The following is a 25,258-nucleotide window of genomic DNA, read 5'->3' on the forward strand; positions in this document are numbered from 1 at the left end:
CAATGCGGCGTACGCTGATTGCGATCGGCCTCCTCCTGGTAGCGGTGCCGGGCGCGGCGCTGGCGCAGACCAAAGGCAAGGGCGTCAGGCTCTGGAACCTGACGGCGGAGACGATCTCCGGCTTCCAGCTCTCGCCGGCCGGCAAGACAGACTGGGGCCAGAACCAGTGCTTGAACGACAAGGACAAGGAGGTCGACCATGACGAGCGGCTGCGCATCACCGGCGTCGAGCCGGGCCGCTACGATGCCAAGGTCGGCTATCCCAACGGACGCCAATGCGTCGTCCGCGACATCGAGATCAGGGCGGATGCAGTGTTCTCGATCGCCGACAAGGATCTGAAGGACTGCACCAAATAGCGAGGCGCGTTACGCCTTGTCGTTCGGGTGCGGATATTCGCAGCGCCACTTCACGGCCTGCCACTTCGGATGCTCACCGACCCATTGCGCGATATAGGGCGGCGCCGCCATCGCGCATTGCCGCGGCGAGCCGCCATAGTTGAACATCAGGTGCTGCTCCTCGCAGGTCGCAGGCGAGAGCACCGCGCACACGGTCACCACCAGGTCAATCGGGTTCATGCCGGGATCCTCTCACGGGGACGATCGAGATTAGCATGAAAAAATACGTGGCAAGGAGCGGGAAGTTTCAAACCGGCGCGAGAGATTGGGGGGCGGAACTGGCTCGCCCCATGTTCAGCCATAGCGAAGCTCAAAAAGCCTCTCCATCGTCATGGCCGGGCTTGGATGCCCGGGACAAGCTCGGGCAGGGCGACCTGTTAGAAATTGACCCCAAACACCATCCGGGCCTGGTGGCGCTCGAAATTGACGAGGTCGAGATTGCCGCCCGATCCGGCCGAGCGGCCCCAGGCCTGCATGCTCCAGCTCAAGGTCAGCCGCGAGCGCTCGGACAGCTGGAAATAGGCGGTCGGGCCGACGAACAGGGCCTGGCCCGAGAACTCCCCGAGCCCGATGCCCTCATATTGCCGGAAGTAGCGCAGCTCGCCGCCGAGCAGCATGTTGGGCCGCACCCGCATCAGTCCGGCGAATGCCGCACCGATCGTCGAGCTCTTCTCGGACACCCCCGCCACCTCGAAACGCGCCCATTCCGGCTGATAGATCAGGTTGAGCGCGCCGATGGCGAAGTTCGGGATCAGCTCGCGGTCGAAGGCGATGGTGAAATCGGTGCCGTACATCCGCCCTTTGGCGCCGCTGGTCTCGTCGATGCGGTCGCCATGAAGCTCGGCGGCAATGGTGAGCCCGAACGGCGCATGCTCGCGGTCGAGCAGGCGGTAACGCAGGTCGAGCGAGGCGCCCTGAAAATTGAACTGGCGGCGATCATCGATATCGGGAACGCCGGTGATGTCGTGCAGGCTGGCGGCGCCGCCGATCTCGACGCGAAAATTCGGCAACGGCACGATCTCGATCTCGAACTCCTTCTCGAGGGCGCGATAGGTCCCGCCGCCCTTGCCGAAGCGCCCCGTCGTCTGGCTCTGGAATTCGCGCTCACCGGGATTGCCGACATCGGTGCCGATCATGAAGCCGAAGATGTGCTCGGTGTCGAAGCCCTCCTCGGCACCGGCGCATGCCGGCATCAGCGCGAGCGCACACGCAACGACCATCCGGAATTGACAAGCTCCGCTGCGCATCCCGTGCCCCGAACGCGCGCGCCGCATCGACGCGGCAGCAGCGCTGACCAGGCATCAGCGTAACACACTGCAGCCGATCAAAGTCGAGATTTTGATGGGAGCGGATTACGGCCTTCGCATATCCGACACTGCCACGGCTTCGACGGTGTTCACCGCCGAAGCCGCGGCAGGTCGTCAGTCTTACTTGCGCGAAGCGCAGGCGTACATGTTGATTTCCATGCCGACCGACACTTCCACGATCTTCGGAGCTTTCCAGGCCATTCGGGTCTCCCAAGGTATTGAGCGCGACATCGCGCGGCGCAAAACCTAGGGCTGCGTCAGGTGCAGTTCAAGCCTCGATTCGACCAGCGCGCATGTCCGTGCCCATTCTTCGCGACCGCATTTCTCTCTCGGACAAAGCCAGTTCTCTCTTGGTCAAACACGACCCGCGAGACGCCGGCTTGTGCGACGCACCGCAGGTCGAATCGACACCAACGACAGCGCTGCGCCAGCTCACCGCAACAATCGCAGCAGCGCGCGGCCCGCCCGCGAGTTCAGCTCCTTCGCGTCCAGCGTCCCATCCTTGTCGGGATTGGCTGCATTGAAGCGCTGCTCGACCACCGACAGATATTCGTCGAGCGTCAGGGTCCCGTCGCGGTCAGGATCGGCGGCGGCGAGTTCCTTGGCCGTCAACCGTCCGCGCAGTTCGCGTGCATCGAGCGTGCCGTCGTGGTCCGGATCGAGCTTTGCGAACAAAGCAGCGGCCGCCTTCTTGACCTCGGCAAGATCGAGCGTGCCGTCATTGTCGGTATCGAACAGCTTGACTGCGTTGCCGGAAGCCGACCACGCCGGACCGGACATCAATGCAATTGTAAGCGCAAGCGCAAGCGAGCGACGCGAAATCATCGGGACCTCCCAGCAAGAGCCTCGGTTCGAGGCGGGACATAGACGACATAAATCCACAAGCGGCTCCCGGTTCAAGTCCGGAATTGCAACTTGCGCGCGCGGCAACCGGGGGAACCCCGACGCTGCGCGCGACGAGCGAGGTCCGGAGCTGGTTCGCGGCGCGGAATTTTCTCAGCGTCTCCGCACAAGTGACGCGGGTTTCCGTAAGGTGACCGGCACCTGAGACCAATGATATCGGCACGGCACATGCGACTTTCGTATTGACGCGTTTTGGTTTCCGACCGAGTGTTGCTGTCGCAGCGTCAAAAGGCGCGCATATTGGGAGGAACGGATGAAACGCTTTGCGATGGCCGCGAGCCTCGTCATGCTTGCATCGAATTGTGCAAGCGCACAGACCACCGAGCAGCTGGTCAAGGGCGCGACCGATACATCGAACGTTCTCAACTACGGGATGGGCTACAATCTGCAGCGTTTCTCGACGCTGAACCAGATCAACAAGGACAGCGTCAAGAACCTTGTCCCGGTCTGGAATTACTCCTTCAACGACGATCGCAGCGAGGAATCGCAGCCGCTGGTGTACCAGGGCGTGATCTACGTGACCTCGCACAACGCGACCATGGCGGTCGACGCCAAGTCCGGCAAGCAGATCTGGAAGACCAAGGTCGAATATCCCGCCGAGACGCCGCGCATCGTCTGCTGCGGCATCATCAACCGCGGCGCCGCGCTGTTCGACGGCAAGGTCTTCCGCACCACGCTCGATGCCAACGTGATCGCGCTCGACGCCAAGACCGGCAAGGAGCTGTGGCGGCAGAAGGCGGCCGACATCAAGGAAGGCTATTCGATGACGGTGGCCCCGCTGGTCGCCGACGGCGTCGTCATCACCGGCATCTCAGGCGCCGAGTTCGGCACGCGCGGCTTCATCGACGGCTGGGACCCGGCAACGGGCAAGCATCTGTGGCGCACCCATTCGATCCCCTCGCCGGACGAGCCCGGCGGCGACACCTGGAAGGGTGACACCTGGAAGCTCGGCGGCGGCTCGACATGGATCACCGGCTCTTACGATCCGGAGCTGAACACCGTGTATTGGGGCATCGGCAATCCAGGACCGTTCAATTCGGCGGTGCGTCCCGGCGACAACCTCTACACCTGCTCCGTGCTGGCGATGGACCCCAAGACCGGCAAGATCAAGTGGCACTACCAGTTCTCGCCGAACAATCCGTTCGACTATGACAGCGTGGCCGAGATGGTCCTCGCCGACATGAATGTCGAGGGCAAGCCGACAAAGGTGCTGATGGATGCCAACCGCAACGGCTTCTTCTACGTGCTCGACCGCACCAACGGCAAGCTGCTCGCGGCCAATCCTTACGTGAAGGTCAATTGGGCGACCGGCGTCGACATGAAGACGGGCCGTCCGATCGAGACCGACGTCGCCAAGGATGCGCGCGAGGGCAAGAAAGTCACGGTCTATCCGTCGATCCTCGGCGGCAAGAACTGGGAGCCGATGTCGTTCAATCCGCAGACCGGACTCGCCTACGCCAACACGCTCAACTTCGGCGGCAAGTACAAGGCCGAGCCCGTCACCTTCAAGCAGGGTGAATGGTATCTCGGCATGGACCTGACCGACCCCTGGGAGTTCGGCGACGGGCCGCGCGGTCATCTCAAGGCGATCGACCCCATGACCGGCAAGTCGAAATGGGAAGCGCCGAGCGACATCCCACGCTTCTCGGGCGTACTGTCGACCGCAGGCGGCGTCGTGTTCTCGGGCGCACTGACCGGCGAGTTCGAGGCCTTCGACGCCGACACCGGCAAGAAGCTCTGGCAATTCCAGACCGGGTCCGGCATCGAGGGCCAGCCGGTGACCTGGCAGCAGGATGGCGTGCAATATGTCGCGGTGACATCAGGCTATGGCGGCGTCTACTCGCTGTTCTCCGGCGACGAGCGGCTTGCCAAGGTGCCGCCCGGCGGCTCGCTGTGGGTCTTTGCGGTGAAACAGTAATCCACGGCATGATGCTGAGAGAAATGTCTCACAGGACGGCGGCGATCCTCGCCGCCGCCCTGGCGCTGACGGTCGCGCTTGCGGCGACCGTTCGCGCCGCCGACGAGCCGACCGGCAATCCCATGCAGGCGCAGATCGACCACGGCAAATCGACCTATGCCGAGAAGTGCTCGCACTGCCACGGCCCGAACCTGATGAACTCCGGCACCATCACGCCGGACCTGCGCGTCTTCCCTGACGACAAGCCGCGGTTCGTCACCACGGTGAAGAACGGCAAGAACAACAGGATGCCGCCGTGGGGCGACATCCTCAGCGACGACCAGATCGGGGATCTCTGGGCCTTCATCTCCAGCCGGAGGAAGCCATGAAGGGCCGGACCGTTGCGTGGAGCCTTGCTGCGCTTCTGTCGACGATGGCGTCGGTCGCTGTGGCGGCCGACGGTCCCTTGCGGATCTGTCTCGACGAGGACCGGCCGCCGCTCTCGATGCACCACCGCGGCCAGCCGGATGCCGGCTTCGACGTGCTGCTGGCGCAGGCGATCGCGGAGCGGCTCGGACGGCCACTGGCGATCCAGTGGTTCGAAAGCAAGCTGGACGAGGATTCCAGTCCGCAGCTCGAGGCCAACGCGCTGCTCTCGGATGGGCGCTGCTCGCTGGTCGGCGGTTACGCGCTGACGCAGGATTCGCTGGTCGTCCCCGGCATGAAGACGGCGCGCTTGCCTGACTTCGCCGGGGCCACGCGCGACGATCGGCGGCGCCGCGTCGCGCTCGGCGTGCTCGCGCCGAGCCAACCTTACGTCTATTCGCCGATGACGGTGGTGCTCGGGCCGAAGGCAAGCGGCCGCAAGATCGGCGACATCGGCGATCTCGCCGGCCTTCGTCTGGTCATCGAAAGCGGCTCGCTCGGCGACGCCATCCTGATGACCTTCGACAAGGGGCGGCTGATCGACAACATCACCCATCTCGTCCCTGGCCGCGACGATCTCCTCGGCACGCTCCAGCGCGGCGACTATGACGCCACGCTGATCGACCTCGGCCGCTTTGATGCGCATCGCGCCGCGCACCCCGACACTGCGCTCTCCGCATCCGGCTATTACTATCCGATCGGCGCCAATCGCGGCTATGTCGGGCTCGGCAGCGATCCCGCCCTGATCGAGGCCGTCAACAAGGCGCTGAGCGCCCTTGCGGCGGACGGCAAGATCGCGGAATTCGGCAAGCAGGCCGGCCTCACCTATTTGCCGCCACGCGAGCCCGCCATTCTGGGCGACGTGTGGACCAAGATCATTCAGCGGTGAGGTCTCATGTCCCGGACGCGCTGCAACGCGCGAGCGCTGCTGCGCTGCGTCCGGGGCACGAACTTCGCCCGGCATGAGCCAAATGTAATCAGACGGAATGCGCCAATCTGTCTCGCCTGATGCCGATGGCAGGGCCCGCCCGGTGCAGTACCCTCCAGGGAACCGGGAGAGAATCATGTCCAAGACAATCGATCGCCGCCACTTCATCGCCGCCGGAGCCGGCGCATTCGCGGTGCCTTTCGTCTCGCGCGGCGCATCCGCCCAAGGGGCTTCACAAGGCACATCTCAGGTGACTTGGCCGGCGCGGCAGATTCGCATGATCTGCAGCTATCCTGCCGGCGGGCAGACCGATTTGCTCGCGCGCGCCTACGGCGAATTCATCTCCAAGCAGGTCGGCAAGACCGTGGTCGTCGAGAACAAGCCCGGCGCCTCCGGCGCGATCGGCACGGCCGAGGTCGCCCGCGCCGAGCCCGACGGCCACACCATCCTGTGCTCGATCTCGACCACCTACATCATGAACCGCGTGGTGATGAAGAATCCCGGCTACGACATGGACAAGGATTTGACGCTCGTCAGCGTCATTCCGGGCGCCGGCCTGTTGCTGGTGGCGAACCCGAAGACCGGGGTCAAGACGCTGGAGGATTTCGTCGCCTTCGCGCGCAAGAGCGGCAAGGTGAATTTCGGCACCTATAGCGCAGGCTCGGCCCCGCACATGACGATCAACGAACTCAACAAGCAGTGCGGGCTCAACATCGAACCGGTCCATTACCGCGGCGAAGCCCCGATGTGGACCGGCATGCTCGAAGGCACGCTCGATGCCGCAATGGGAAGCTACACGGCGGCACAATCGGTCTTGCAGAGCGACCGCGGCACCGTCTTCGCGGTGCATTCGAAGAAGGTCGACGCGATCCCCGCGATCAAGACCCTTCCCGAGCAAGGCGCGACCTCGAAATTCTTCACCGTGAGCGGCTTTTCGGGCTGGGCCGTGCCCAAGGCAACACCGCAAGCCGTCGTCGACCGTCTGTCGGAGCTCTGCGTCGCCGCCAACAGCGATCCCAAGGTCAAGGAGGTGCTCGCAACCTTCGTGCTCGAGCCCGCGATCGGCGTCAAGGAGACCAACGCCCTCTATCAGCGCGAGTTGCCGATCTGGATCGAGAGCGCCAAGTCGCTCGGCCTCGAGCCGGCCTAAGGCATGATCCGGAAAAGTGAGAAGCGGTTTTCCGGAAAGATCATGTGCAAACAACGACCTAAAGCGCGATGACGATTCACCCAAATCTCATCGCGCCTTAGGCTTCGAGCCGGGGTCGACAGGCCGGTCGTCCCCCTTCCCGGCCCGGAATCCGACCAAAGCCTAGTGTCGGAAATGCATCTTCCCGCTATGATTGCACGCCTCTGCGGACAGAAGGACCGATCGCATGACACCGGATGCAGTCGCTGTTGCCGTTATGATCATCCTGCTCTTTCCGATGGGCTATTTCACCCTGGCCTCGCCCGCCTTCCTGCTGGTGAGGCTCGATATTCAGCCCGTCGCCCAATTGCTGCGCGGCATGTTCAACGCCCATTTCCTGGTGATGCGGGTCGCCGCCCTGATCGGGTCGGTGGCCCTTCTTCTCGACGGCCGCCTGCTTGCGGCGGTGGGTGTCGGCATCATCGCAGCGCTGGCGATCTGGGGACGCCGCTGGTTCATGCGAAGGGTTGACGATCAACTCAGCGCGGGGAACGCCGGCGATGCCGATGCGCCGCGTCGGCTGCGGCGGCTGCATTGGAGCGGAATGCTAGCCAATGCGGTGCTGCTCGTCGCGCTCCTGGCCGGCATTCCCTACATTGCCGCGTCGGCGTGAGATATCGCTGCCGCGCGAGCGGTCCGACGATCGCGGCCCCAGGGCCTGCGCTCGAAAGCCTAATGCTCGCCCGAACTGACCGCGCCCTGCTGCGCCTTGTGGATCGAGGACGGCACCACGCCAAAGTATTTCCGGAACACCCGGCTGAAATGCGACGAGCTGGAGAAGCCCCATGAGAATGCGACGTCGGTGATGGTCTTGCCGGCGTGGGCCTCGAGCTCCTGGCGGCAGTTCTGCAAGCGCGCCTGCCAGATGTAGTCGCTCACCGTGGTGCCACGCTCCGAGAACAGCATGTGCAGATAGCGCTTGGAGCAGCCGAGCTCGGCCGAGATCTGGTCGATGCACAGATCCGGATCGCGCAAGTGCTCGCGTATGAAGAACTGCGCGCGCACATACATCGCTTCGGGCCCGACACGGTCGAACATCGTGTCGGCTTCGCGCAGCGGCAGCAGCAGCAGGTCGATCAGCGAATCGGCGACGCCGACCGCGCTGTTCGCCGACAGCTTCGCCGCCTCGTCGAAGGTGGCGTGGACGAAATCGTGGGCGATCCGCCCAGTTCCCGTCTTCGCCGTCAATTTGCAGGCCGGCATCCGCTGCGAGGGGAAGCCGCGGTCGCGCAGCAACGCCTTCGGCACGATCACGACGTCGTGACGCGTGAAGGCCGGGCTGATGATCGAATGCGGACAGGAGACGTCATAGGCGATGATATCGCCGGGATTGATCTCGATGTGACGGCCTTCTTGTTCAAAGTAAGACACGCCGTAGGTCTGGAAGTGAATCTTGATATAGGGGTGCTCATTGGCCTTGGCGCGCGCCAGCGTGTGCGCGATGCGATGCTGGCTCACCTCGATCTGGCAGAGCTTCAGGCGCGAGACACTCGTGTAGTCGATGCGGCCTTCGAGCGAGGACGCCTCCAGCGGATCGACGTCGAAATGCCCACACAGGCTCGTCAGCCCGTCGATCCAGCTCTGGATCTGGCGCTTCGGCGTCATGCCGGTCGTCGAGAGCGTGTGAATGGTGTCGGACATTAATCCAGCCACTGGTTTGATCCGGAGATTCGACGCGAATCGCGACCAGCGCTGCTGGAGCCCTCAGCCGTGATTGCGTGACGTTTACCTCGAATTTGAGTGGTCTTTTGGCACGAGCGCCATCGTTCCATTGCCACCCTTGAAAGTTAATCCTCCGCCTTAGTTGCAGCGCCGTCAAGGGGAACCTGAGCGTTGAGAGTGCTGCCAAAGCGCCGTGGAAGCCGCTGAATTCGCTACTGCAAAATCAAAATCTTCGCGTCCGTGCGCTATCAAGCAAACCGGCTTCCCTCTTGGGCAAGTTTCCCGATGACGAAGTCGTTAGGGATTGCGGCAGGAACAACAAGAACGGGCCGCTCCTGCAGGTGGACCCGTGGCTCTCATCAGGAGGAGGAAACAGCACAGCATCGTTTCTGGTCCGAAACGCGACCGCCCTGCACGAGCAGACGCCGGACGAGAAGCCCGGTGAGTTACCAATGCTTCGGGAAAAATAAACGAGACCAACGGAGGAATGACTATGCGCAAGGTGCTACTGGCGACCTTTCTTGGCTCAGCGGCGGCTCTCGCCGTCGGGAGCGCCTCAGCCAATGACGAAGTGCTCAAGATGTCGCAGAACCCCAAAGACTGGGTGATGCCGACCGGTGACTACGCCAATACTCGCTATTCCAAGCTGAACCAGATCAACGCACAAAACGTAGGCAAGCTCCAGGTTGCCTGGACCTTCTCGACCGGCGTGCTGCGCGGCCACGAAGGCGGCCCGCTGATCATCGGCAACATGATGTACGTCCATACGCCATTCCCCAACAAGGTCTATGCCATTGACCTTTCGCAGGAGAACAAGATCGTCTGGAAGTACGAGCCGAAGCAGGACCCGAACGTCATCCCCGTGATGTGCTGCGACACGGTTAACCGTGGTCTGGCCTACGGCGACGGCAAGATCTTCCTGCATCAGGCCGACACCACTCTCGTCGCACTCGATGCCAAGACCGGCCAGGTGGCTTGGTCCAGCAAGAACGGTGATCCGAGCAAGGGCGAGACCGGCACGTCGGCGCCCATGGTCATCAAGGACAAGGTGCTGATCGGCATCTCCGGCGGTGAGTTCGGCGTCCAGGCTCATATGTCGGCCTACGACATCAAGACCGGCAAGCTGGCTTGGCGCGGATACTCGGAAGGTCCGGACGATCAGATCCTGGTCGATGCCGAGAAGACCACCGCGCTCGGCAAGCCCGTCGGCAAGGACTCGAGCCTCAAGACCTGGCAAGGCGATCAGTGGAAGATCGGCGGCGGCGCGACCTGGGGCTGGATCTCCTACGATCCCGAGCTGAACCTCGTCTACTACGGTTCGGGCAATCCCTCGACCTGGAATCCGAAGCAGCGTCCCGGCGACAACAAGTGGTCGATGACGATCTGGGCACGGAACCCGGACACCGGCATGGCCAAGTGGGTCTATCAGATGACGCCCCACGACGAGTGGGACTATGACGGCGTCAACGAGATGATCCTCTCGGATCAGTCGATCAACGGCCAGGCGCGCAAGCTGCTGACGCACTTCGATCGTAACGGCCTCGGCTATACGCTCGATCGCGCCACCGGTGAGCTTCTGGTCGCCGAAAAGTACGATCCGAAGGTGAACTGGACCTCCGGCGTCGACATGGACAAGAACTCGCCGACCTACGGACGTCCGAAGGTGCTCGACGCAGCTTCGACCGACAAGGCCGGTGAAGACCACAACGTGAAGGGCATCTGCCCGGCCGCGCTCGGTACCAAGGACGAGCAGCCGGCAGCCTACTCGCCGGACACGCAGCTGTTCTACGTTCCGACCAACCACGTCTGCATGGACTACGAGCCGTTCAAGGTGAGCTACACCGCGGGCCAGCCCTATGTGGGTGCGACGCTCTCGATGTATCCGCCGCAGGGTGAAACCCACATGGGTAACTTCATCGCCTGGGACGGCAAGACCGGCAAGATCGTCTGGTCGAACAAGGAGCAGTTCTCGGTCTGGTCGGGTGCGCTCGCAACCGCCGGCGGCGTGGTGTTCTACGGCACGCTCGAAGGCTATCTGAAGGCGGTCGACGCCAAGACCGGCAAGGAGCTCTACAAGTTCAAGACTCCCTCCGGCATCATCGGCAACGTCACCACCTATGAGAACGGCGGCAAGCAGTATGTCGCAGTGCTCTCCGGCGTCGGCGGCTGGGCCGGCATTGGTCTGGCCGCAGGCCTGACCGATCCGACCGCAGGTCTCGGCGCGGTCGGTGGCTACGCGGCCCTCAGCAACTACACGGCTCTCGGCGGTACGCTGACCGTGTTCTCGCTGCCGAACTAGGCCCCTCAGCATCGCTCCGGCGCGTGGATCAACTCCACGCGCCGGCTCGTCTCCCCCGGGCTCCTTCGAGGATGAATCTCTTGCGTAAAATCTGCTTTGCCATTGCTGCGACGATCCTGGTTGCGTCCGGAGGAATTGCGGTCGCGGAAGGTCCGGGCGACCCGACCGCCGTGAAGAAGGAAGACGACGGGAAGTGGCTCGATAAGGACGGAAACCCGACCTACAAGATTTCCGCGGACGGCACCGTGGACTGGTTCACCTATTCCGGATACCGCCGCTATCACTCCGACTGTCACGTCTGCCACGGACCCGACGGCATGGGCTCCACCTACGCGCCGGCGCTCAAGGATTCCGTCAAGACCATGAGCTACGGCGATTTCCTCGGCGTGGTCGCCTCCGGTCGCAAGAACATCTCGACTGCGCAGGAGAACGTGATGCCAGCCTTCGGCGATAACCCGAACGTCGCCTGCTACATGGACGACCTGTACGTCTATCTGCGCGCGCGCTCCACCGAGGCATGGGGCCGGCAGCGTCCGGCCAACAAGGAAGCGAAGACGGAAGCCTACACCAAGGCCGAAGACGCCTGCATGGGCCATAAATGAACGTTACGAGGACTGCCGAGACGAACTCTTGGCGAACTCTTGGCGCCTGACGAGAATCTGAGGAGTTTACGATGAAGACACGTGCCGCCGTCGCTTTCGAGGCAAAGAAGCCGCTCGAGATCGTCGAGCTCGATCTGGAAGGACCGAAGGCCGGCGAAGTCCTGGTCGAGATCAAGGCGACGGGCATCTGCCATACCGACGCCTATACGCTCGACGGCTTCGACAGCGAGGGCATTTTCCCGTCGATCCTGGGTCATGAGGGCGCCGGCATCATCCGCGAGATCGGCCCGGGCGTGACCTCGGTGAAGCCGGGTGACCACGTCATCCCGCTCTACACGCCGGAATGCCGGCAGTGCAAAAGCTGCCTCAGCCAGAAGACCAATCTGTGCACCGCGATCCGCGCAACGCAGGGCAAGGGCGTGATGCCCGACGGCACCAGCCGCTTCTCCTACAAGGGCAAGCCGGTCTACCACTACATGGGCTGCTCGACCTTCTCGAACTTCACCGTGCTGCCGGAGATCGCGGTCGCCAAGATCCGCGAGGACGCCCCCTTCGACAAGAGCTGCTACATCGGCTGCGGCGTCACCACCGGCGTCGGTGCCGTCGTCAACACCGCGAAGGTCACGCCGGGCTCCAACGTGGTCGTGTTCGGCCTCGGCGGCATCGGCCTCAACGTCATCCAGGGCGCCAAGATGGCCGGCGCCGACAAGATTATCGGTGTCGACATCAACGACGCCAAGGAGGATTGGGGCCGCAGGTTCGGCATGACCGAGTTCGTCAATCCGAAGAAGGTCACTGGCGACATCGTCCAGCATCTCGTCGGCCTCACCGACGGCGGCGCCGACTACACCTTCGACTGCACCGGCAACACCACCGTGATGCGCCAGGCACTTGAGGCCTGCCATCGCGGCTGGGGCACCTCGATCATCATCGGCGTTGCCGAGTCCGGCAAGGAGATCGCCACCCGTCCGTTCCAGCTCGTCACCGGGCGCAACTGGCGCGGCACCGCCTTCGGTGGCGCGCGCGGCCGGACCGACGTGCCGAAGATCGTGGACTGGTACATGAACGGAAAGATCCAGATCGATCCGATGATCACCCACGTGCTCAAGCTCGAAGAGATCAACAAGGGCTTTGACCTCATGCATGAGGGCAAATCCATTCGTTCCGTCGTCGTGTACTGAACCGGAAGACGTCACCCCCAAGGAGGATCGACCCATGACTGTTGCACTCCATCCATCGATCGACAACGGCCTCAAACAGGGCAGCGGCAGCTTCGCCGGCGGCACGCTCGCCTGCAAATGCAAGGACCACCAGGTCAAGGTCGGCATCAAGGGCGACGTCGCCCACAACCACGCCTGCGGCTGCACCAAATGCTGGAAGCCGCAGGGCGCAACGTTCTCCGTCGTCGCCGTGGTGCCGCGCCAGAACGTCACCGTGCTCGAGAACGGCGACAAGCTCCACATCGTCGATCCCTCCGCCGTGATCCAGCGCTACGCCTGCAAGGCCTGCGGCACGCACATGTACGGCCGCATCGAGAACAAGGGCCACCCGTTCTACGGCCTCGACTTCATCCATCCCGAGCTGTTCCAGGAGCAGGGTTCGCAGGCGCCGCAATTCGCCGCCTTCGTCTCCTCCGTGATCGAATCCGGCGTGAAGCCGGAGCAGATGGCGGGCATCCGTTCGCGGCTGAAGGAAATCGGGCTCGAGCCCTATGATTGCCTGTCACCGGCACTGATGGACGCGATCGCGACCCACGTGGCGAAAGCCAAGGCTGCCTAGGAAAGCCCTCCGGGCTGGCCGGGTCCGAGCTTCGGCCAGACCTCCCCGGCTCGCTGGCGACGACCTCCGCCAGCGAGCCGGACCGGTCCGCACTTTAAGACCATGGCGGCGATGCGCCGCTTCGTACCACGCGTCTGTGAGGGCATCAGCTCCTCAGTCCTGGTCTCTGAATGACTGCGCAGTGCCGCCAACTTCCGACTTGAAGTCCCCGGTCCGCTGCGTTTCTCCCTCCCTCGACTGAGGCATCTTGCTTCGTCCGCGCAGTCATTCTGGCGGACGAAGCCTTTTTTGTTGCACCTGCCCGCCAGCGAACGCGCGGTTCACGCGGCGTGATGCCGCGCCCTGCTTTTGACAAATCATCGATGCAGTCTTTTCCCGGTGAGAACACCCGGCTGTGAACGCCGGGCCGGCGCGATCCCTGCTACGGTCGGGCCGTCACGATGCCGCGCGAAATACAATCAACCAAGAACAAGCACGGGAGGTATCGAACACATCCGGACATCGAGATTCGCATTGCGGCCGCCTGCCGGGATCTGCCCGTGCGGGATCGCGGGTGATGATGCGACGACACGACACAACTGGCACTGCGCCGACTGGCATCGGCGCGTTTTGAATTTGGCATGCTTATGAAGAGCGAGGGATGATCATGATCAAGGTGAAGATCAACGGCCAGGAACAGAGCTGGGACGGCGACCCGGATCTCCCGCTACTCTGGTTCCTGCGTGACGAGGCCGGGTTGACCGGCACCAAGTTCGGCTGCGGCCAGGCCCTGTGCGGCAGCTGCACCGTCATCGTCGACAAGGAAGCGGTGCGCTCCTGCATCACGTCGATCAACGACGTTGCCGGACGCGAGGTCACGACCATCGAGGGCCTGCATCCGAACGGCGATCATCCGGTGCAAAAGGCCTGGCGCCAGGTCAACGTGCCGCAATGCGGCTTCTGCCAGGCCGGCCAGATCATGCAGGCCGCCGCGCTTCTGATGGACAACCCGAAGCCCTCGCATGACCAGATCCGCGAGGCGATGTCCGGCAACATCTGCCGCTGCGGTTGCTACCAGCGCATCGAGAACGCGGTCCATCTCGCATCGACGGGAGTGTGACATGAATTTCATCGACAATCCCGGCAAGCTCCGTGGGTTCGAAAAGCACGTCAAGATCGAGAAGGTCTCGCGCCGCAGCATCCTGAAGGGGCTCGGCATCACTGGCGGCTTCGTTCTCGCCGCCCCCGTGATGACGCGCCAGGCGTTTGCCTATGAGACCGGCGCCGGCAAGATGCCGCACGGCGTCGTGGTCGATCCGCGCGTCTTCGTTTCGGTCGCGCCTGACGGCATCGTCACCATCGTCGGACACCGTTCCGAGATGGGCACCGGCGTCCGCACCAGCCTGCCGCTGATCGTGGCCGAGGAGATGGAAGCCGACTGGTCCAGGGTCAAGGTGCAGCAGGCCCATGGCGACGAGGTCAAGTTCGGCAACCAGGATACCGACGGCTCGCGCAGCACGCGGCATTACCTGCTTCCGATGCGCCAGATCGGCGCTTCGGCCCGCACCATGCTGGAGCAGGCCGCGGCCAAGCGCTGGGGCGTGCCGGCGACCGAGGTCAAGGCCGTCAATCATGAGGTCGTCCACAGCGCGAGCGGCCGCAAGCTCGGCTTCGGCGAGCTCGCCGCCGATGCCGCCAAGGAATCGGTGCCCGCGATCGAAGGCCTCAAGCTCAAGGACGCCAAGGACTTCCGCTATTTGACCAAGGGCCAGATCGGCATCGTCGATCTCCACGACATCACCACCGGCAAGGCGCGTTACGGCGCCGATGTGCGGCTACCGGGGATGAAATATGCCGTGATCGCGCGTCCGCCGGTGACCGGCGGCAAGCTGGTCTCGTTCGATCCGGATGCGGCGCTGAAAGTTCCCGGCGTCGAGAAGGTGATGAAGGTCCAGGGATGGCCGTGGCCGTCAAAGTTCCAGCCGCTCGGCGGCGTCGCGGTGATCGCCCGCAACACCGGCGCGGCGATCAAGGGCCGCAACGCGTTGAAGCTGGTCTGGGACGACGGCGCCAACGCCAAGTACGACTCGGTCGCCTTCCGCAAGGAGCTCGAGGAGGCCTCGCGCAAGCCGGGCCTCGTGGTGCGCCAGGAGGGCGATGCGGACGCCGCTTTGAAGGGCGCCGACAAGGTCATCGTCGGCGAGTACTACATCCCCCATCTGGCTCATGTCAGCATGGAGCCGCCGGTGGCGGTGGCCGACGTCAAGGGCGACAAGGCGGAGATCTGGGCGCCGGTGCAGAGCCCGGGCGGAACCCGTGACGACGTCGCCAAGACGCTCGGCATTCCCGAGGGCAACGTCACCGTCAACGTGACCCTGCTCGGCGGCGGGTTCGGCCGCAAGTCGAAATGCGACTTTGCGCTCGAGGCCGCCCTGCTGTCGAAGGAGCTCGGCACGCCCGTGAAGGTGCAGTGGACGCGGGAGGACGACATTCGCAACGGCTTCCTGCACACCGTCTCGGCCGAGCGCATCGAGGCCGGCCTCGACAAGAGCGGCAAGGTGATCGCCTGGCGCCACCGCAGCGTGGCGCCCAGCATCGCCTCGACCTTCGCCGCCGGCACGGTGCACCAGGCGCCGTTCGAGGTCGGCATGGGCCTCGCCGACATGCCGTTCGAGATCGCCAACATCTCCTGCGAGAATCCGGAAGCAGCCGCGCATACCCGCATCGGCTGGTTCCGCTCGGTCTCGAACATTCCGCGCGCCTTCGCCGTGCAGTCGATGGTTGGCGAGATCGCGCAGGCGACGGGGCGCGACCAGAAAGACATGCTGCTCGAGCTGATCGGCTCGCCCCGCATCGTCAAGCCGAACGTGAAGGACCTCTGGAACTACGGCGAGCCCCAGGACAGCTACCCGATCGACACCGCGCGCCTGCGCAAGGTGGTCGAGCTGGTCGCCGAGAAGGGGCAATGGGGCCGTCAAGTGCCGAAGGGCCACGGTCTCGGCATTGCCGTGCACCGCAGCTTCGTCAGCTATATCGCGACCATCGTCGAGGTCGCCGTCGACGACAAGGGCAAGCTGACGGTGCCGAGGGTCGACACCGCGATCGATTGCGGCACCTATGTCAACCCCGAGCGGATCGCCTCGCAGATCGAGGGCGCCGCGATCATGGGACTGAGCCTCGCCAAATACGGCGAGATCAGCTTCAAGGACGGCAAGGTGCAGCAGAAGAATTTTGACGACTTCCAGGTCGTCAGAATCGACGAATCTCCTGTCGTGACCAACGTCTACATCGTGCCGCCCGGACCGGACACGCCGCCGAGCGGCGTCGGCGAGCCCGGTGTCCCGCCGTTTGCGCCGGCGCTGATCAATGCGATCTTCGCAGCGACGGGAAAACGCATCCGCTCGCTTCCGATCGGCAAGCAATTGGAGGCGTGAGCCGAAACGGCAGCGCGAGACGGAACACAAGCCGTCTCGCGCCGTTTTCATCGATCTGACAGGAGCAGATCGATGACCAACATCTCAAGGGCGCTCGCAGTGTCGCTGTCGGGCGCCTTTCTTTTGACGGCCGCAGGCGCGTTCGCCCAGGGCAACACGACGCCGCCAACCACGGCCACGCGCCCCGCCACGCCCGACCAGAACTCGCTGCCGAACGCCAACGCCCCGCCCGCCTCGACCACCCAGACCACCGGGCAGCACACTCCCGATCCCAAGGTTCAGGAGATGAATCAGAAGGAAAAGGACAAGGTGGAGCGGACGGGGAAGTAGGAACAAGAATGCGGCGGACGTTGCCGTCCGCCGCATTCGCCACCCCCCTTGCTGCTCCGCTGTCTTCGATCCGCCCGCGGAGCTACTTCTTGAGTGCGAACACCCAGATGACGCCGCCTTGCGGCACATTGGCTTCGATGCCGATGTTGTTGGTCACCAGTGCATCCTGGATGCGCTGGGCGTCCACGCCCCATCCCGACTGGATCGCGATGTATTGGCTGCCGTCGATCTCATAGGACACCGGCATGCCCATGATGCCGGAGTTGGTCTTCTGCTCCCAGAGCAGCTCGCCGGTCTTGGCGTTGAAGGCGCGGAAGTTGCGATCATTGGTGCCGCCGACGAAGATGAGATCGCCCGCGGTCGCCGTCACCGAGCCGAACAGCTGCGACTTCGGGAAGTTGTGCTGCCACACCTTCTTGCCCGTCGCAGGATCCCAGGCCTGCAGCTCGCCGAAATGGTCGGCGCCCGGCTTCGTCTTCAAGCCGATGTCCTCCGGCTTGGTGCCGAGCCAGAGCTCGCCGGGCTTGAGGGCGACCTTCTCGCCGGTGAAGCCGCCGCAGAAATTCTCGTTGGCGGGCACGTAGACGAGACCCGTCTTCTGGCTGTACGCCGCCGACGGCCAGTCCTTGCCGCCCCACAGCGACGGGCAGAACTCGACGCGCTTGCCGATCACCGGCTTGTGCGCGGGGTCGACGATCGGCTTGCCGCTCTCGGGCTCGATGCCCTTCCAGACGTCGGTGGAGACGAACGGCCAGCCGGCGACGTAGTTGATCTTGGTTGGCGTGCGCTCGAGTATCCAGAAGATCGCATCGCGCCCCGGATGGACCAGGCTCTTGATGGTCTTGCCGTCGCGCTGCAGGTCGATCAGCATCGGTGCCTCGACCTCGTCCCAGTCCCAGGAATCGTTCTGGTGATACTGGTGATGGGTCTTGATCTTGCCCGTGTTCGGATCGAGCGCGAGCACCGAGGAGGTGTAGAGATTGTCGCCCGGATGGGTCTCGCCGGGCCACGGCGCAGCGTTGCCGACGCCCCAATAGATCGTCTTGGTCTCCTTGTCGTAATTGCCGGTCATCCAGGCCGAGCCACCGCCGTTCTTCCAGTCGTCGCCCTGCCAGGTCTCATGACCCGGCTCGCCTTCGCCCGGAATGGTGAAGGTCCGCCACAGCTCCTTGCCGTCCTTGGCGTCATAGGCGGCAACGTAGCCACGCACGCCGAACTCGCCGCCGGAGCCGCCGACGATGACCTTGCCGTCGACGATCAGCGGCATCAGGGTCATGTACTGGCCCTTCTTGTAGTCCTGGACCTTGGTGTCCCACACCACCTTGCCGGTCTTGGCATCGAGCGCGACGACGTGGTCGTCGGTGGTGGCGAGGTAGAGCTTGTCCTCCCAGAGGCCGACGCCGCGGCTGGTCGGGTGCAGCTGGAACAGATCGTCGGGGAGCTGCCGCTTGTAGCGCCAATATTCGTCGCCGGTCTTCGCGTTCAGCGCGATCACCTGCCCCATCGGGGTCGCGACGAACATGACGCCGTTGTTGACGATCGGCGGCGCCTCGTGGCCTTCGACGACGCCGGTGGCAAAGGTCCAGACCGGCGTGAGGTTCTTGACGTTGGAGGTGTTGATCTGTTCGAGCGGGCTGTAGCCGTGGCCGTCATAGGTGCGCCGATAGAGCATCCAGTTGCTTGGCTCCGGATTTTCCAGCCGCTGCGCGGTGACGGGCGAGTAATTCTCGATCGGGCCAGCCACGGCGGCGGTCGAGGCAAGACAGGTAAAAGCGACGAAGCCGGACAATAGCCATTGCTTCCTGGTCATGGACGTTCCCCTTTTTCATCCGTTTGAATTCTTGTCGTGAATTCTTGTCGTTCATCCTGTCGTCCGCCCGTCGGCGGATACGACCTGTCGTGACGCGGGCGCGAGCCCGCACCGTCCGTCATCCCGGCTGCGCGCCACCTACCTTTCCGATGAAGTTGCCGGCGACGCTGAGCGAGCCGTCAGAGAGCGCCAAGGGCAGCGCCGCGAGCCGTCGCGGCGCCGGCCCGAACACGACCTGTGCGCCCGCACGGGGGTCGTATTCGGAGTTGTGACACATGCACTTGAACACCTCCTTGTCGCCGACATCGCTCTTCACCCAGGCGGTGACGGGACAGCCGGCATGGGCGCAGATCGCCGAATAGGCGATGATGCCGTCGACGGCGCGCTCGCGGGTCTTGTCGTCGAGCTCGGCGGGATCAAGCCGGATGATCAGGATCTCGTTGAGCCGGGAGGCGCTGCGCACCACCGATGTCTTGGGATCCTTCGGCCAGGCATGCACCGGCGGTCCGCCGGCGGGCAGGTCGGCCGCGGTGATGAGCTTTCCCTCCTTGTCGCCTTCGGAGAAGACGAGCACATCGCCCTTCTGGGGCCGCTCGTCAGACCCAGGCGGATCCTCGTCCGCGCGTGCGTGCGCGGAACAACAGAGGCAGGCGGTGGTGGCGATTGCGCCAAGCAGAATCGTTCGCCGCGTCTGCTCGGCGCGCGCGTCGGCTTCAGGTTCCGTGGTGCTCTCGGACGATGAGGAATTGGTCGTGAACGATGCGCGGGACATGTCCACAAGCAGGCGCTGGAACTCTGCCGAAAACAAGGCGAAGAATTGGCACCGCAGCGCATCAATATGGCTTTGCTCGCGTTGATTGAAAGACCATCAACGCATTCAAGCGCGTTTTTGCAATTTCAACATCACACCGCGCGATCGGCATGATGATTTTGCAGATCAGACCGACGATGTCGGAATTGGTGCAGCGCGCTATCCATGACGCTGTGCGAACGCAGCGCGATATCGCTGCATCATCCGCAGGCAGCCGGTTGAGGTCAGGACCTCAGCACGTGACGCGGCGCAGCGATTGAACCGGCGACGGTCGCAGATGCCATCTCGAAACTGTCGGCGATGCGGCGGGCCTTATCGATGAACAAGCTGGCTGCCGGGGGTGGGCAGACCTCGCGCGCGGTCTGCTCGAACAGATCGAGCCAGCGGTCGAAATGCCCACCTACCAGGCTCAGCGGCAGATGCGCCCGCATCGGCGAGCCGTGATAGCGGCCGCTCATCAGCACGACCGAGGACCAGAAATCCTTGAGCTTGGCGAGATGCTCGTCCCAGTTCTGCACGACGCCGAACACCGGCCCCAGCTCTGCATCCTCGCGCACGCGTCCATAAAAGCGGGTGACGAGCTCCCCGATCATCTCTTCGCTGATCCCGGTGCGCTCGATCGCATCCTGGGTCAGCAGGTTCCGCCGTGCGGCCGCAGCCTCGCGCTCGGCCTTCAGTCGATCCGACATGCCTTTGTTATCCGTTCGGTTGTTCCCGCGGGGCCGCCCGTTCGACATTGTCGGGCCAATCGCGCGCGACGTCTTTGTCGTAGCGCAAAGTGCGGGATCCTGCGGCGGGCACGACGAGCCCGGCGCCTGCATCTTGATCAGCCTGGTAGGGTGGGCAAAGGCGCGCTTGCGCCGTGCCCACCGTCAGTCCGATACGGCCACGGAACGTGGGCACGCTTCCGCCTTCGCTCTTCGAGCTACGGCGGACAAGTCGCTTTGCCCACCCTACGGGACCGTCTTTGTCGCGATGACGAGATCACGCCCCGTAGCTGTAAAAGCCCTGCCCGGTCTTGCGACCGAGATGGCCGGCATCGACCATCTCCTTCAGCAGCGGCGCTGGCCGATATTTGGGATCGTTGAAGCCCTTGTAAAAGACCTCCATCACCGAAAGCATGGTGTCGAGCCCGACAAGATCGGCCAACGCCAGCGGTCCGATCGGATGGTTGCAACCGAGCTTCATGCCGGCGTCGATCTCCTCCGCCGTCGCGATTCCTTCCTGCAGCGCGAAGATCGCCTCGTTGATCATCGGGCACAGGATGCGGTTGACCGCGAAGCCCGGGCTGTTCTTGGCGGTGATCGCCACCTTGCCGACGCGCTTGGCGAAATCGAGGGCCTTGGCATGGGTGTCGTCGGAGGTCTGCAGGCCGCGGATCAATTCCAGCAGCGCCATCACCGGCACCGGATTGAAGAAGTGCATGCCGATGAAGCGATCGGGACGATCGGTCGCGGCGGCGAGCTTGGTGATCGAGATCGACGAGGTGTTGGTCGCGACCAGCGTGCGCGGCGACAAGGTGGCGCAGAGGTCCTTCAGGATCTTGACCTTGAGCTCCTCGTTCTCGGTCGCGGCCTCGATGACCAGGTCGCAATCCGACAGCTTGGCCCGGTCGGTGGTGCCGGTGATGCGCTTGAGTGTCGCTTCGCGATCGGCCGCCGACATCTTCTCCTTCTTGACCAGGCGCTCGAGGCTGCCGCCGACGGTCGAAAGGCCGCGGTTCACGGCGGCATCGGAAATGTCGACCATCACGACCGAGAGCCCGGCCGCCGCGCAGATCTGTGCGATGCCGTTCCCCATGGTCCCTGCCCCGATGATGCCAACGGTCTGGATCATTGCCTCATATCCTTCTCATCCTTGCGGGCGTGCCGGCGCGGCACGGCCCATTGTTCCTGCGTCAGGGTCTAGCACCGCCGGCGGGCGGCGGCGACCTGATCCGCCCTCTCCTTAAAGCATCCTTGGCTGGAATAAAGCCGCCGCCGGGCCCGAAAAGGCCCGATTTGGCCGTCTGGCGGGCAATTCGAGCCCGAGATAGCGCCTGCGCCTCTCCGGCGCCGCGCCGCGGACCGAGGGTGGTCCCAGCACGCTTCCGACAGCTCTCGATCTCCACCAATCGGACGACGCAGCGCCGCCAGCGACGTGGTGCAGTCAGCGCGTAATGGCCAGCGCGAATGCCTCGCCGCGCGATTGTGACATCAACCACATCGGCCTCGCGTCCACCCCGTTAGCATTGCGCAAATGAAGAAACATTTTGCATTCCCCCTCGTCCTCGCCGTCCTGCTCGTCGCAACGCAAGGCTTGGCAGGCGAGATCAAAGGCGCCGGCTCGACCTTCGTCTCGCCCGTGATGACGAGATGGACCGACGCATACAAGGCGAAGACCGGAAACATCGTCAGCTATCAAGCCGTCGGCTCGAGCACCGGTCTCAGCCTGATCAAGACCGACGCCGTCGATTTCGGGACCAGCGACATGCCGCTCGATCCGAAGGAGCTCGACAGGCTTGGCCTGATGCAATTCCCGATCGTGATCGGAGGCGTCGTCCCCGTGGTCAATATCGACGGCGTCAAACCGGGCCAGATCCGCTTCACCGGGCAGGTGCTCGCCGACATCTACCTCGGCAAGCTCAAATCCTGGAACGACCCGGCGATCGCGGCGATCAATCCCGACATCAGCTTGCCAAAAGCGCCAATCACGGTGGTTCACCGCATCGACGGCTCCGGCACCACGTTCAACTGGTCGAACTATCTTTCGAAGGTCAGCCCGCAATGGCAGGCAAGCGTCGGTGAAGGCACCTCGGTCGAATGGCCGCTCGGCCTCGGCGGCCGCGGCAATGACGGCGTCGCCTCGCTCGTCGGCCTCATTCCCGGCGCGATCGGCTATCTCGAATACACCTACGCGCTGCAGCGCCTCGACAAGATTTCCTTCGGCATCGTGCAGAACAGCGCCGGCAATGACGTGGTGCCCGATGCCGCGTCATTCCAGGCCGCGGCCGCGAGCGCGAGCTGGACGGCGGAAAAGGACTTTCATCTGGTCCTCACCAACGCACCCGGTGAAGACGCCTACCCGATCACGGCGACGACCTTCGTGCTGATGCCGAAGACCCCGAAATTCCCGGAGCGCTCTGCAGCCGCCATCGACTTCATCCGCTGGTCCCTCGAGAACGGCAAGTCCGAGGCCCGGACGCTCAACTACGTTCCGCTCCCTCCCGCCTTGATTGAGCAGATCGAGCGCTATTGGCGGGAGAGCATTGGGACAGCTTCGACGGTTTCGGCATCGGCCACTGGCAAGCGTTGATGCCGAGCAGGCCGCGCGTCCTCCCGCCCGCGACGTTGAATTCCAGCCGAATCGGGTTTGCAAACTGCTCCACGTGAGTATTCTGTGATCGGCCTGCTGCGAGGAACGCCCCTCCTGTCGCAGGCCCAGCACAAGTGCCTGCGGAACGCGATCGCGCCACTGCATTGCACTGCGCCACTCGCAGGAAATCCTTCGTGAAACGCCTCCCCATCCCCGATGCCAACGCCCCCGCGGCACTCCGGCCGGCGCCGACGCCCAGGCTCGGATGAACGATTTCACCCAATCCATTGGCGCTGCGTTCTCGCTCATCGGCGAAGCCGACGCCGAGCTGCTCGGCATCGTCGCATTGTCGGTGCGCGTCAGCCTGACTGCGAGCATCATTGCCCTCATGATCGGCGCGCCGATCGGGGCCCTGCTCGCGATCACCCGTTTCCGCGGCCGGCAGGTGATCATCGTGCTGACCAATGCGCTGCTCGGGCTTCCACCGGTGGTGGTCGGGCTCGCGCTGTATCTTCTGCTGTCGCGGTCGGGCCCGCTCGGGGTGGCCGGACTGTTGTTCACGCCGGCCGCCATGGTGATCGCCCAGACGCTGCTCGCCACACCGATCGTGGTCGCGCTGGTGCATCGGCCCGCGAGCCTGTTGTGGGCGGAGTACGGCGACCTCGCCCGGATCGACGGACTATCGGTCTTCCGCAGCATGGCGCTCTTGTTCGCGCTCGGCCGGACCTCGCTGCTGACGGCCTTTCTCGCGGCGTTCGGGCGCGCCATTGCCGAAGTCGGCGCCATCATCATCGTCGGCGGCAACATCCGCGGCTTCACCCGCACCATGACGACGGCGATCGCGCTGGAGACCAGCAAGGGCGACCTGCCGCTGGCGCTCGGACTCGGACTGATCCTGCTCGCGCTCAGCGTGGCGGTGTCGACGGTCGCCTTCGTGCTAGTGGGACGCGTTGGGGAAAAATAGCTGCTCGCCGCCGACCTTGTACCCGGCGATCGCATCCTGCCCCTTTGACGATACCAGCCAGTCGACGAAGGCCTGCCCGTCCTTCACCTTTACGTTCGGGTGCTTCTCGGGATTGACCAGCATGACGCCGTATTGATTGAAGAGGCGCTTGTCTCCTTCGGTCAGGATGGCGAGTTCGCCCCGGTTCTTGAATGACAGCCAGGTGCCGCGGTCCGACAGCAGATAGGCGTTTGACGACGAGGCCATGTTCAGCGCCGGGCCCATGCCTTGACCGATCTCCCGGTACCAATTGTCCTTGCCGGCACCGAGATCGACGCCCGCGTCTCTCCATAGCCTCAGCTCGGCCGCGTGCGTGCCGGACTTGTCGCCGCGCGAAATGAACGGCGCCCTGGCCGCTGCGATCTTGCGCAGCGCGTCCGTGACGTCCTTGCCGCCGGCGATCCTGGCGGGATCGCTTCTGGGGCCGATGATGACGAAGTCGTTGTACATGACGTCGAAGCGCTTCACGCCCTGCCCTTCCGACATGAACTTGTCTTCGGCGACCCCGTCATGGACGAACACCACGTCGGCATCGCCGCGCCGCCCGATGTCGAGCGCCTGACCGGTGCCGACGGCGACGACCTTCACGCTCACGCCCGTGGCCTTCTCGAACAGCGGCAGCAGATGACCGAACAGGCCCGATTGTTCCGTCGAGGTGGTCGAGGCCACCGTGATGGCGCGATCCTGCGCGAAAGCGAGGTTGGACCAGAGCAGAACCGCTCCGATCGCGACTATCCTTTTCATGTCTCGTCCTGCACCAGATCCCGGAGGATCCAAACTACCCCGAGAGAACAACTCAGGGAACCCCACGCGCGCGATACCCTAGGCCGCGGCACGGCCGGTTAGGAACGTCCTTTCCGCGTGCAGGTTGTCCTGACGTTGTATCCAGAGGAGAATGAGATGAAGACTGTCGTCTTGGCATCCGCATGCCTCATGGCGCTTGCGATTGGCGGCGCCTTCGCGCAGACACAACCCGCGCCAGGCGCGTCCAGTCAGGGCGAGGTCGGCCCCTCGTCGCGCGGTCCCGCGACCAAGGGCATGACCACCGGACGCGCGTCGAACATGCAGAACGAGGCCAGCGACAGCAAGGGCGCGCAGCACCCCTCCGCCGGTGGTACCAACACCAACAATATGGGCAGCCAGGCCGGCGGCTCCGCGGGCGCCGGCAAATAGCCGAACGACCGAAGACGCCGGGAGGGGATCATCGTCC

Annotated in this window: 26 protein-coding genes; 16 read left to right on the forward strand and 10 right to left on the reverse strand. The window is 64.0% G+C overall.

From position 1 onward, the window contains the following. The first annotated feature begins 2 nt into the window (after nucleotides 1-2). Nucleotides 3-356, forward strand: coding sequence for a hypothetical protein (locus CO669_RS21750; RefSeq protein ID WP_097661976.1), 354 nt, complete (start codon nucleotides 3-5; stop codon nucleotides 354-356). Between the two features lie 9 nt (nucleotides 357-365). Here CO669_RS21750 and CO669_RS21755 read toward each other — a convergent pair whose 3' ends face one another. The 4 genes from CO669_RS21755 to lanM all read right to left on the reverse strand — a co-directional run bounded on the left by CO669_RS21755 (nucleotide 366) and on the right by lanM (nucleotide 2,527). Further along, complete coding sequence (locus CO669_RS21755; protein WP_097661977.1) at nucleotides 366-575, reverse strand: hypothetical protein; 210 nt, start codon at nucleotides 573-575, stop codon at nucleotides 366-368. Between the two features lie 197 nt (nucleotides 576-772). After that, on the reverse strand, nucleotides 773-1,615 hold the full coding sequence (locus CO669_RS21760) for a DUF6662 family protein (RefSeq protein WP_245444427.1): 843 nt from the start codon (nucleotides 1,613-1,615) through the stop codon (nucleotides 773-775). Between the two features lie 207 nt (nucleotides 1,616-1,822). Beyond that, nucleotides 1,823-1,903 carry a pyrroloquinoline quinone precursor peptide PqqA gene (pqqA, locus tag CO669_RS21765; protein ID WP_035663753.1) on the reverse strand — a complete coding sequence of 27 codons (81 nt, stop codon included), beginning with the start codon at nucleotides 1,901-1,903 and terminating at the stop codon, nucleotides 1,823-1,825. A 231-nt stretch (nucleotides 1,904-2,134) separates the two neighbouring features. After that, nucleotides 2,135-2,527 (reverse strand): lanmodulin LanM, encoded by a 393-nt coding sequence (gene lanM / locus CO669_RS21770; protein ID WP_097661979.1) that lies wholly within the window; start codon nucleotides 2,525-2,527, stop codon nucleotides 2,135-2,137. A 331-nt stretch (nucleotides 2,528-2,858) separates the two neighbouring features. Between lanM and CO669_RS21775 the strand changes: the two genes are divergently transcribed. The 5 genes from CO669_RS21775 to CO669_RS21795 all read left to right on the forward strand — a co-directional run bounded on the left by CO669_RS21775 (nucleotide 2,859) and on the right by CO669_RS21795 (nucleotide 7,658). Then, a complete protein-coding gene (locus CO669_RS21775; protein WP_097661980.1) occupies nucleotides 2,859-4,523 on the forward strand; it encodes a methanol/ethanol family PQQ-dependent dehydrogenase in 1,665 nt (554 codons plus the stop codon). A gap of 11 nt (nucleotides 4,524-4,534) precedes the next feature. Then, nucleotides 4,535-4,891 (forward strand): c-type cytochrome, encoded by a 357-nt coding sequence (locus CO669_RS21780; protein ID WP_097662025.1) that lies wholly within the window; start codon nucleotides 4,535-4,537, stop codon nucleotides 4,889-4,891. After that, nucleotides 4,888-5,817 carry a substrate-binding periplasmic protein gene (locus CO669_RS21785; protein ID WP_097661981.1) on the forward strand — a complete coding sequence of 310 codons (930 nt, stop codon included), beginning with the start codon at nucleotides 4,888-4,890 and terminating at the stop codon, nucleotides 5,815-5,817. Before CO669_RS21780 ends, CO669_RS21785 begins: the two co-directional genes overlap by 4 nt. Before the next feature lie 175 nt (nucleotides 5,818-5,992). Continuing rightward, entirely contained in the window at nucleotides 5,993-7,006 is a 1,014-nt protein-coding gene (locus CO669_RS21790; protein ID WP_097661982.1) for a tripartite tricarboxylate transporter substrate binding protein, read from the forward strand. A 226-nt stretch (nucleotides 7,007-7,232) separates the two neighbouring features. Continuing rightward, nucleotides 7,233-7,658, forward strand: coding sequence for a hypothetical protein (locus tag CO669_RS21795; protein WP_097661983.1), 426 nt, complete (start codon nucleotides 7,233-7,235; stop codon nucleotides 7,656-7,658). A gap of 59 nt (nucleotides 7,659-7,717) precedes the next feature. Here the strand turns inward: CO669_RS21795 and CO669_RS21800 are convergent, their stop codons facing one another. Continuing rightward, on the reverse strand, nucleotides 7,718-8,686 hold the full coding sequence (locus CO669_RS21800; RefSeq protein ID WP_097661984.1) for a helix-turn-helix domain-containing protein: 969 nt from the start codon (nucleotides 8,684-8,686) through the stop codon (nucleotides 7,718-7,720). Between the two features lie 514 nt (nucleotides 8,687-9,200). On the opposite strand from CO669_RS21800, the gene xoxF5 reads away from it, so the two are divergent. The 7 genes from xoxF5 to CO669_RS21840 all read left to right on the forward strand — a co-directional run bounded on the left by xoxF5 (nucleotide 9,201) and on the right by CO669_RS21840 (nucleotide 17,130). Further along, a complete protein-coding gene (gene xoxF5 / locus CO669_RS21805; RefSeq protein ID WP_097661985.1) occupies nucleotides 9,201-11,006 on the forward strand; it encodes a lanthanide-dependent methanol dehydrogenase XoxF5 in 1,806 nt (601 codons plus the stop codon). 71 nt (nucleotides 11,007-11,077) lie between these two features. After that, nucleotides 11,078-11,608 (forward strand): c-type cytochrome, methanol metabolism-related, encoded by a 531-nt coding sequence (locus CO669_RS21810; protein ID WP_097661986.1) that lies wholly within the window; start codon nucleotides 11,078-11,080, stop codon nucleotides 11,606-11,608. Nucleotides 11,609-11,679: 71 nt separating this feature from the next. Further along, nucleotides 11,680-12,789 carry an S-(hydroxymethyl)glutathione dehydrogenase/class III alcohol dehydrogenase gene (locus CO669_RS21815; RefSeq protein ID WP_097661987.1) on the forward strand — a complete coding sequence of 370 codons (1,110 nt, stop codon included), beginning with the start codon at nucleotides 11,680-11,682 and terminating at the stop codon, nucleotides 12,787-12,789. A gap of 34 nt (nucleotides 12,790-12,823) precedes the next feature. After that, a complete protein-coding gene (gene gfa, locus CO669_RS21820) occupies nucleotides 12,824-13,387 on the forward strand; it encodes an S-(hydroxymethyl)glutathione synthase (RefSeq protein ID WP_097661988.1) in 564 nt (187 codons plus the stop codon). Between the two features lie 646 nt (nucleotides 13,388-14,033). Beyond that, nucleotides 14,034-14,486: a (2Fe-2S)-binding protein gene (locus CO669_RS21830; RefSeq protein ID WP_094891237.1), complete on the forward strand. Its 453-nt coding sequence runs from the start codon at nucleotides 14,034-14,036 to the stop codon at nucleotides 14,484-14,486. A 1-nt stretch (nucleotide 14,487) separates the two neighbouring features. Then, nucleotides 14,488-16,800 (forward strand): xanthine dehydrogenase family protein molybdopterin-binding subunit, encoded by a 2,313-nt coding sequence (locus CO669_RS21835; protein WP_097661989.1) that lies wholly within the window; start codon nucleotides 14,488-14,490, stop codon nucleotides 16,798-16,800. A gap of 72 nt (nucleotides 16,801-16,872) precedes the next feature. Then, nucleotides 16,873-17,130 (forward strand): hypothetical protein, encoded by a 258-nt coding sequence (locus CO669_RS21840; RefSeq protein ID WP_097661990.1) that lies wholly within the window; start codon nucleotides 16,873-16,875, stop codon nucleotides 17,128-17,130. A gap of 82 nt (nucleotides 17,131-17,212) precedes the next feature. Here the strand turns inward: CO669_RS21840 and CO669_RS21845 are convergent, their stop codons facing one another. From CO669_RS21845 to CO669_RS21860, 4 genes are all read right to left on the reverse strand, one after another. Continuing rightward, a complete protein-coding gene (locus CO669_RS21845; RefSeq protein ID WP_097661991.1) occupies nucleotides 17,213-18,940 on the reverse strand; it encodes a methanol/ethanol family PQQ-dependent dehydrogenase in 1,728 nt (575 codons plus the stop codon). A 118-nt stretch (nucleotides 18,941-19,058) separates the two neighbouring features. After that, on the reverse strand, nucleotides 19,059-19,712 hold the full coding sequence (locus CO669_RS21850; protein ID WP_097661992.1) for a QcrA and Rieske domain-containing protein: 654 nt from the start codon (nucleotides 19,710-19,712) through the stop codon (nucleotides 19,059-19,061). A gap of 263 nt (nucleotides 19,713-19,975) precedes the next feature. After that, the gene (locus CO669_RS21855; protein WP_097662026.1) at nucleotides 19,976-20,440 is read right to left on the reverse strand and encodes a group III truncated hemoglobin; all 465 of its coding nucleotides are present in this window, start codon (nucleotides 20,438-20,440) and stop codon (nucleotides 19,976-19,978) included. Nucleotides 20,441-20,735: 295 nt separating this feature from the next. Beyond that, nucleotides 20,736-21,587, reverse strand: a complete 852-nt coding sequence (locus CO669_RS21860) for a 3-hydroxybutyryl-CoA dehydrogenase (RefSeq protein ID WP_097661993.1) — start codon at nucleotides 21,585-21,587, stop codon at nucleotides 20,736-20,738. Between the two features lie 402 nt (nucleotides 21,588-21,989). Between CO669_RS21860 and pstS the strand changes: the two genes are divergently transcribed. Then, nucleotides 21,990-23,045 carry a phosphate ABC transporter substrate-binding protein PstS gene (pstS, locus tag CO669_RS21865; RefSeq protein WP_097661994.1) on the forward strand — a complete coding sequence of 352 codons (1,056 nt, stop codon included), beginning with the start codon at nucleotides 21,990-21,992 and terminating at the stop codon, nucleotides 23,043-23,045. 265 nt (nucleotides 23,046-23,310) lie between these two features. Continuing rightward, nucleotides 23,311-24,009 carry an ABC transporter permease gene (locus CO669_RS21870; protein WP_097661995.1) on the forward strand — a complete coding sequence of 233 codons (699 nt, stop codon included), beginning with the start codon at nucleotides 23,311-23,313 and terminating at the stop codon, nucleotides 24,007-24,009. On the opposite strand, the gene CO669_RS21875 is transcribed toward CO669_RS21870, so the two are convergent. Further along, nucleotides 23,983-24,792, reverse strand: coding sequence for an ABC transporter substrate-binding protein (locus CO669_RS21875; protein ID WP_097661996.1), 810 nt, complete (start codon nucleotides 24,790-24,792; stop codon nucleotides 23,983-23,985). The genes CO669_RS21870 and CO669_RS21875 overlap by 27 nt on opposite strands. A gap of 156 nt (nucleotides 24,793-24,948) precedes the next feature. Between CO669_RS21875 and CO669_RS21880 the strand changes: the two genes are divergently transcribed. Next, nucleotides 24,949-25,221, forward strand: coding sequence for a hypothetical protein (locus tag CO669_RS21880; RefSeq protein ID WP_097661997.1), 273 nt, complete (start codon nucleotides 24,949-24,951; stop codon nucleotides 25,219-25,221). The last annotated feature ends 37 nt before the right edge of the window (nucleotides 25,222-25,258 follow it).

Source organism: Bradyrhizobium sp. Y36, assembly GCF_002531575.1.
GTDB lineage: Bacteria > Pseudomonadota > Alphaproteobacteria > Rhizobiales > Xanthobacteraceae > Bradyrhizobium.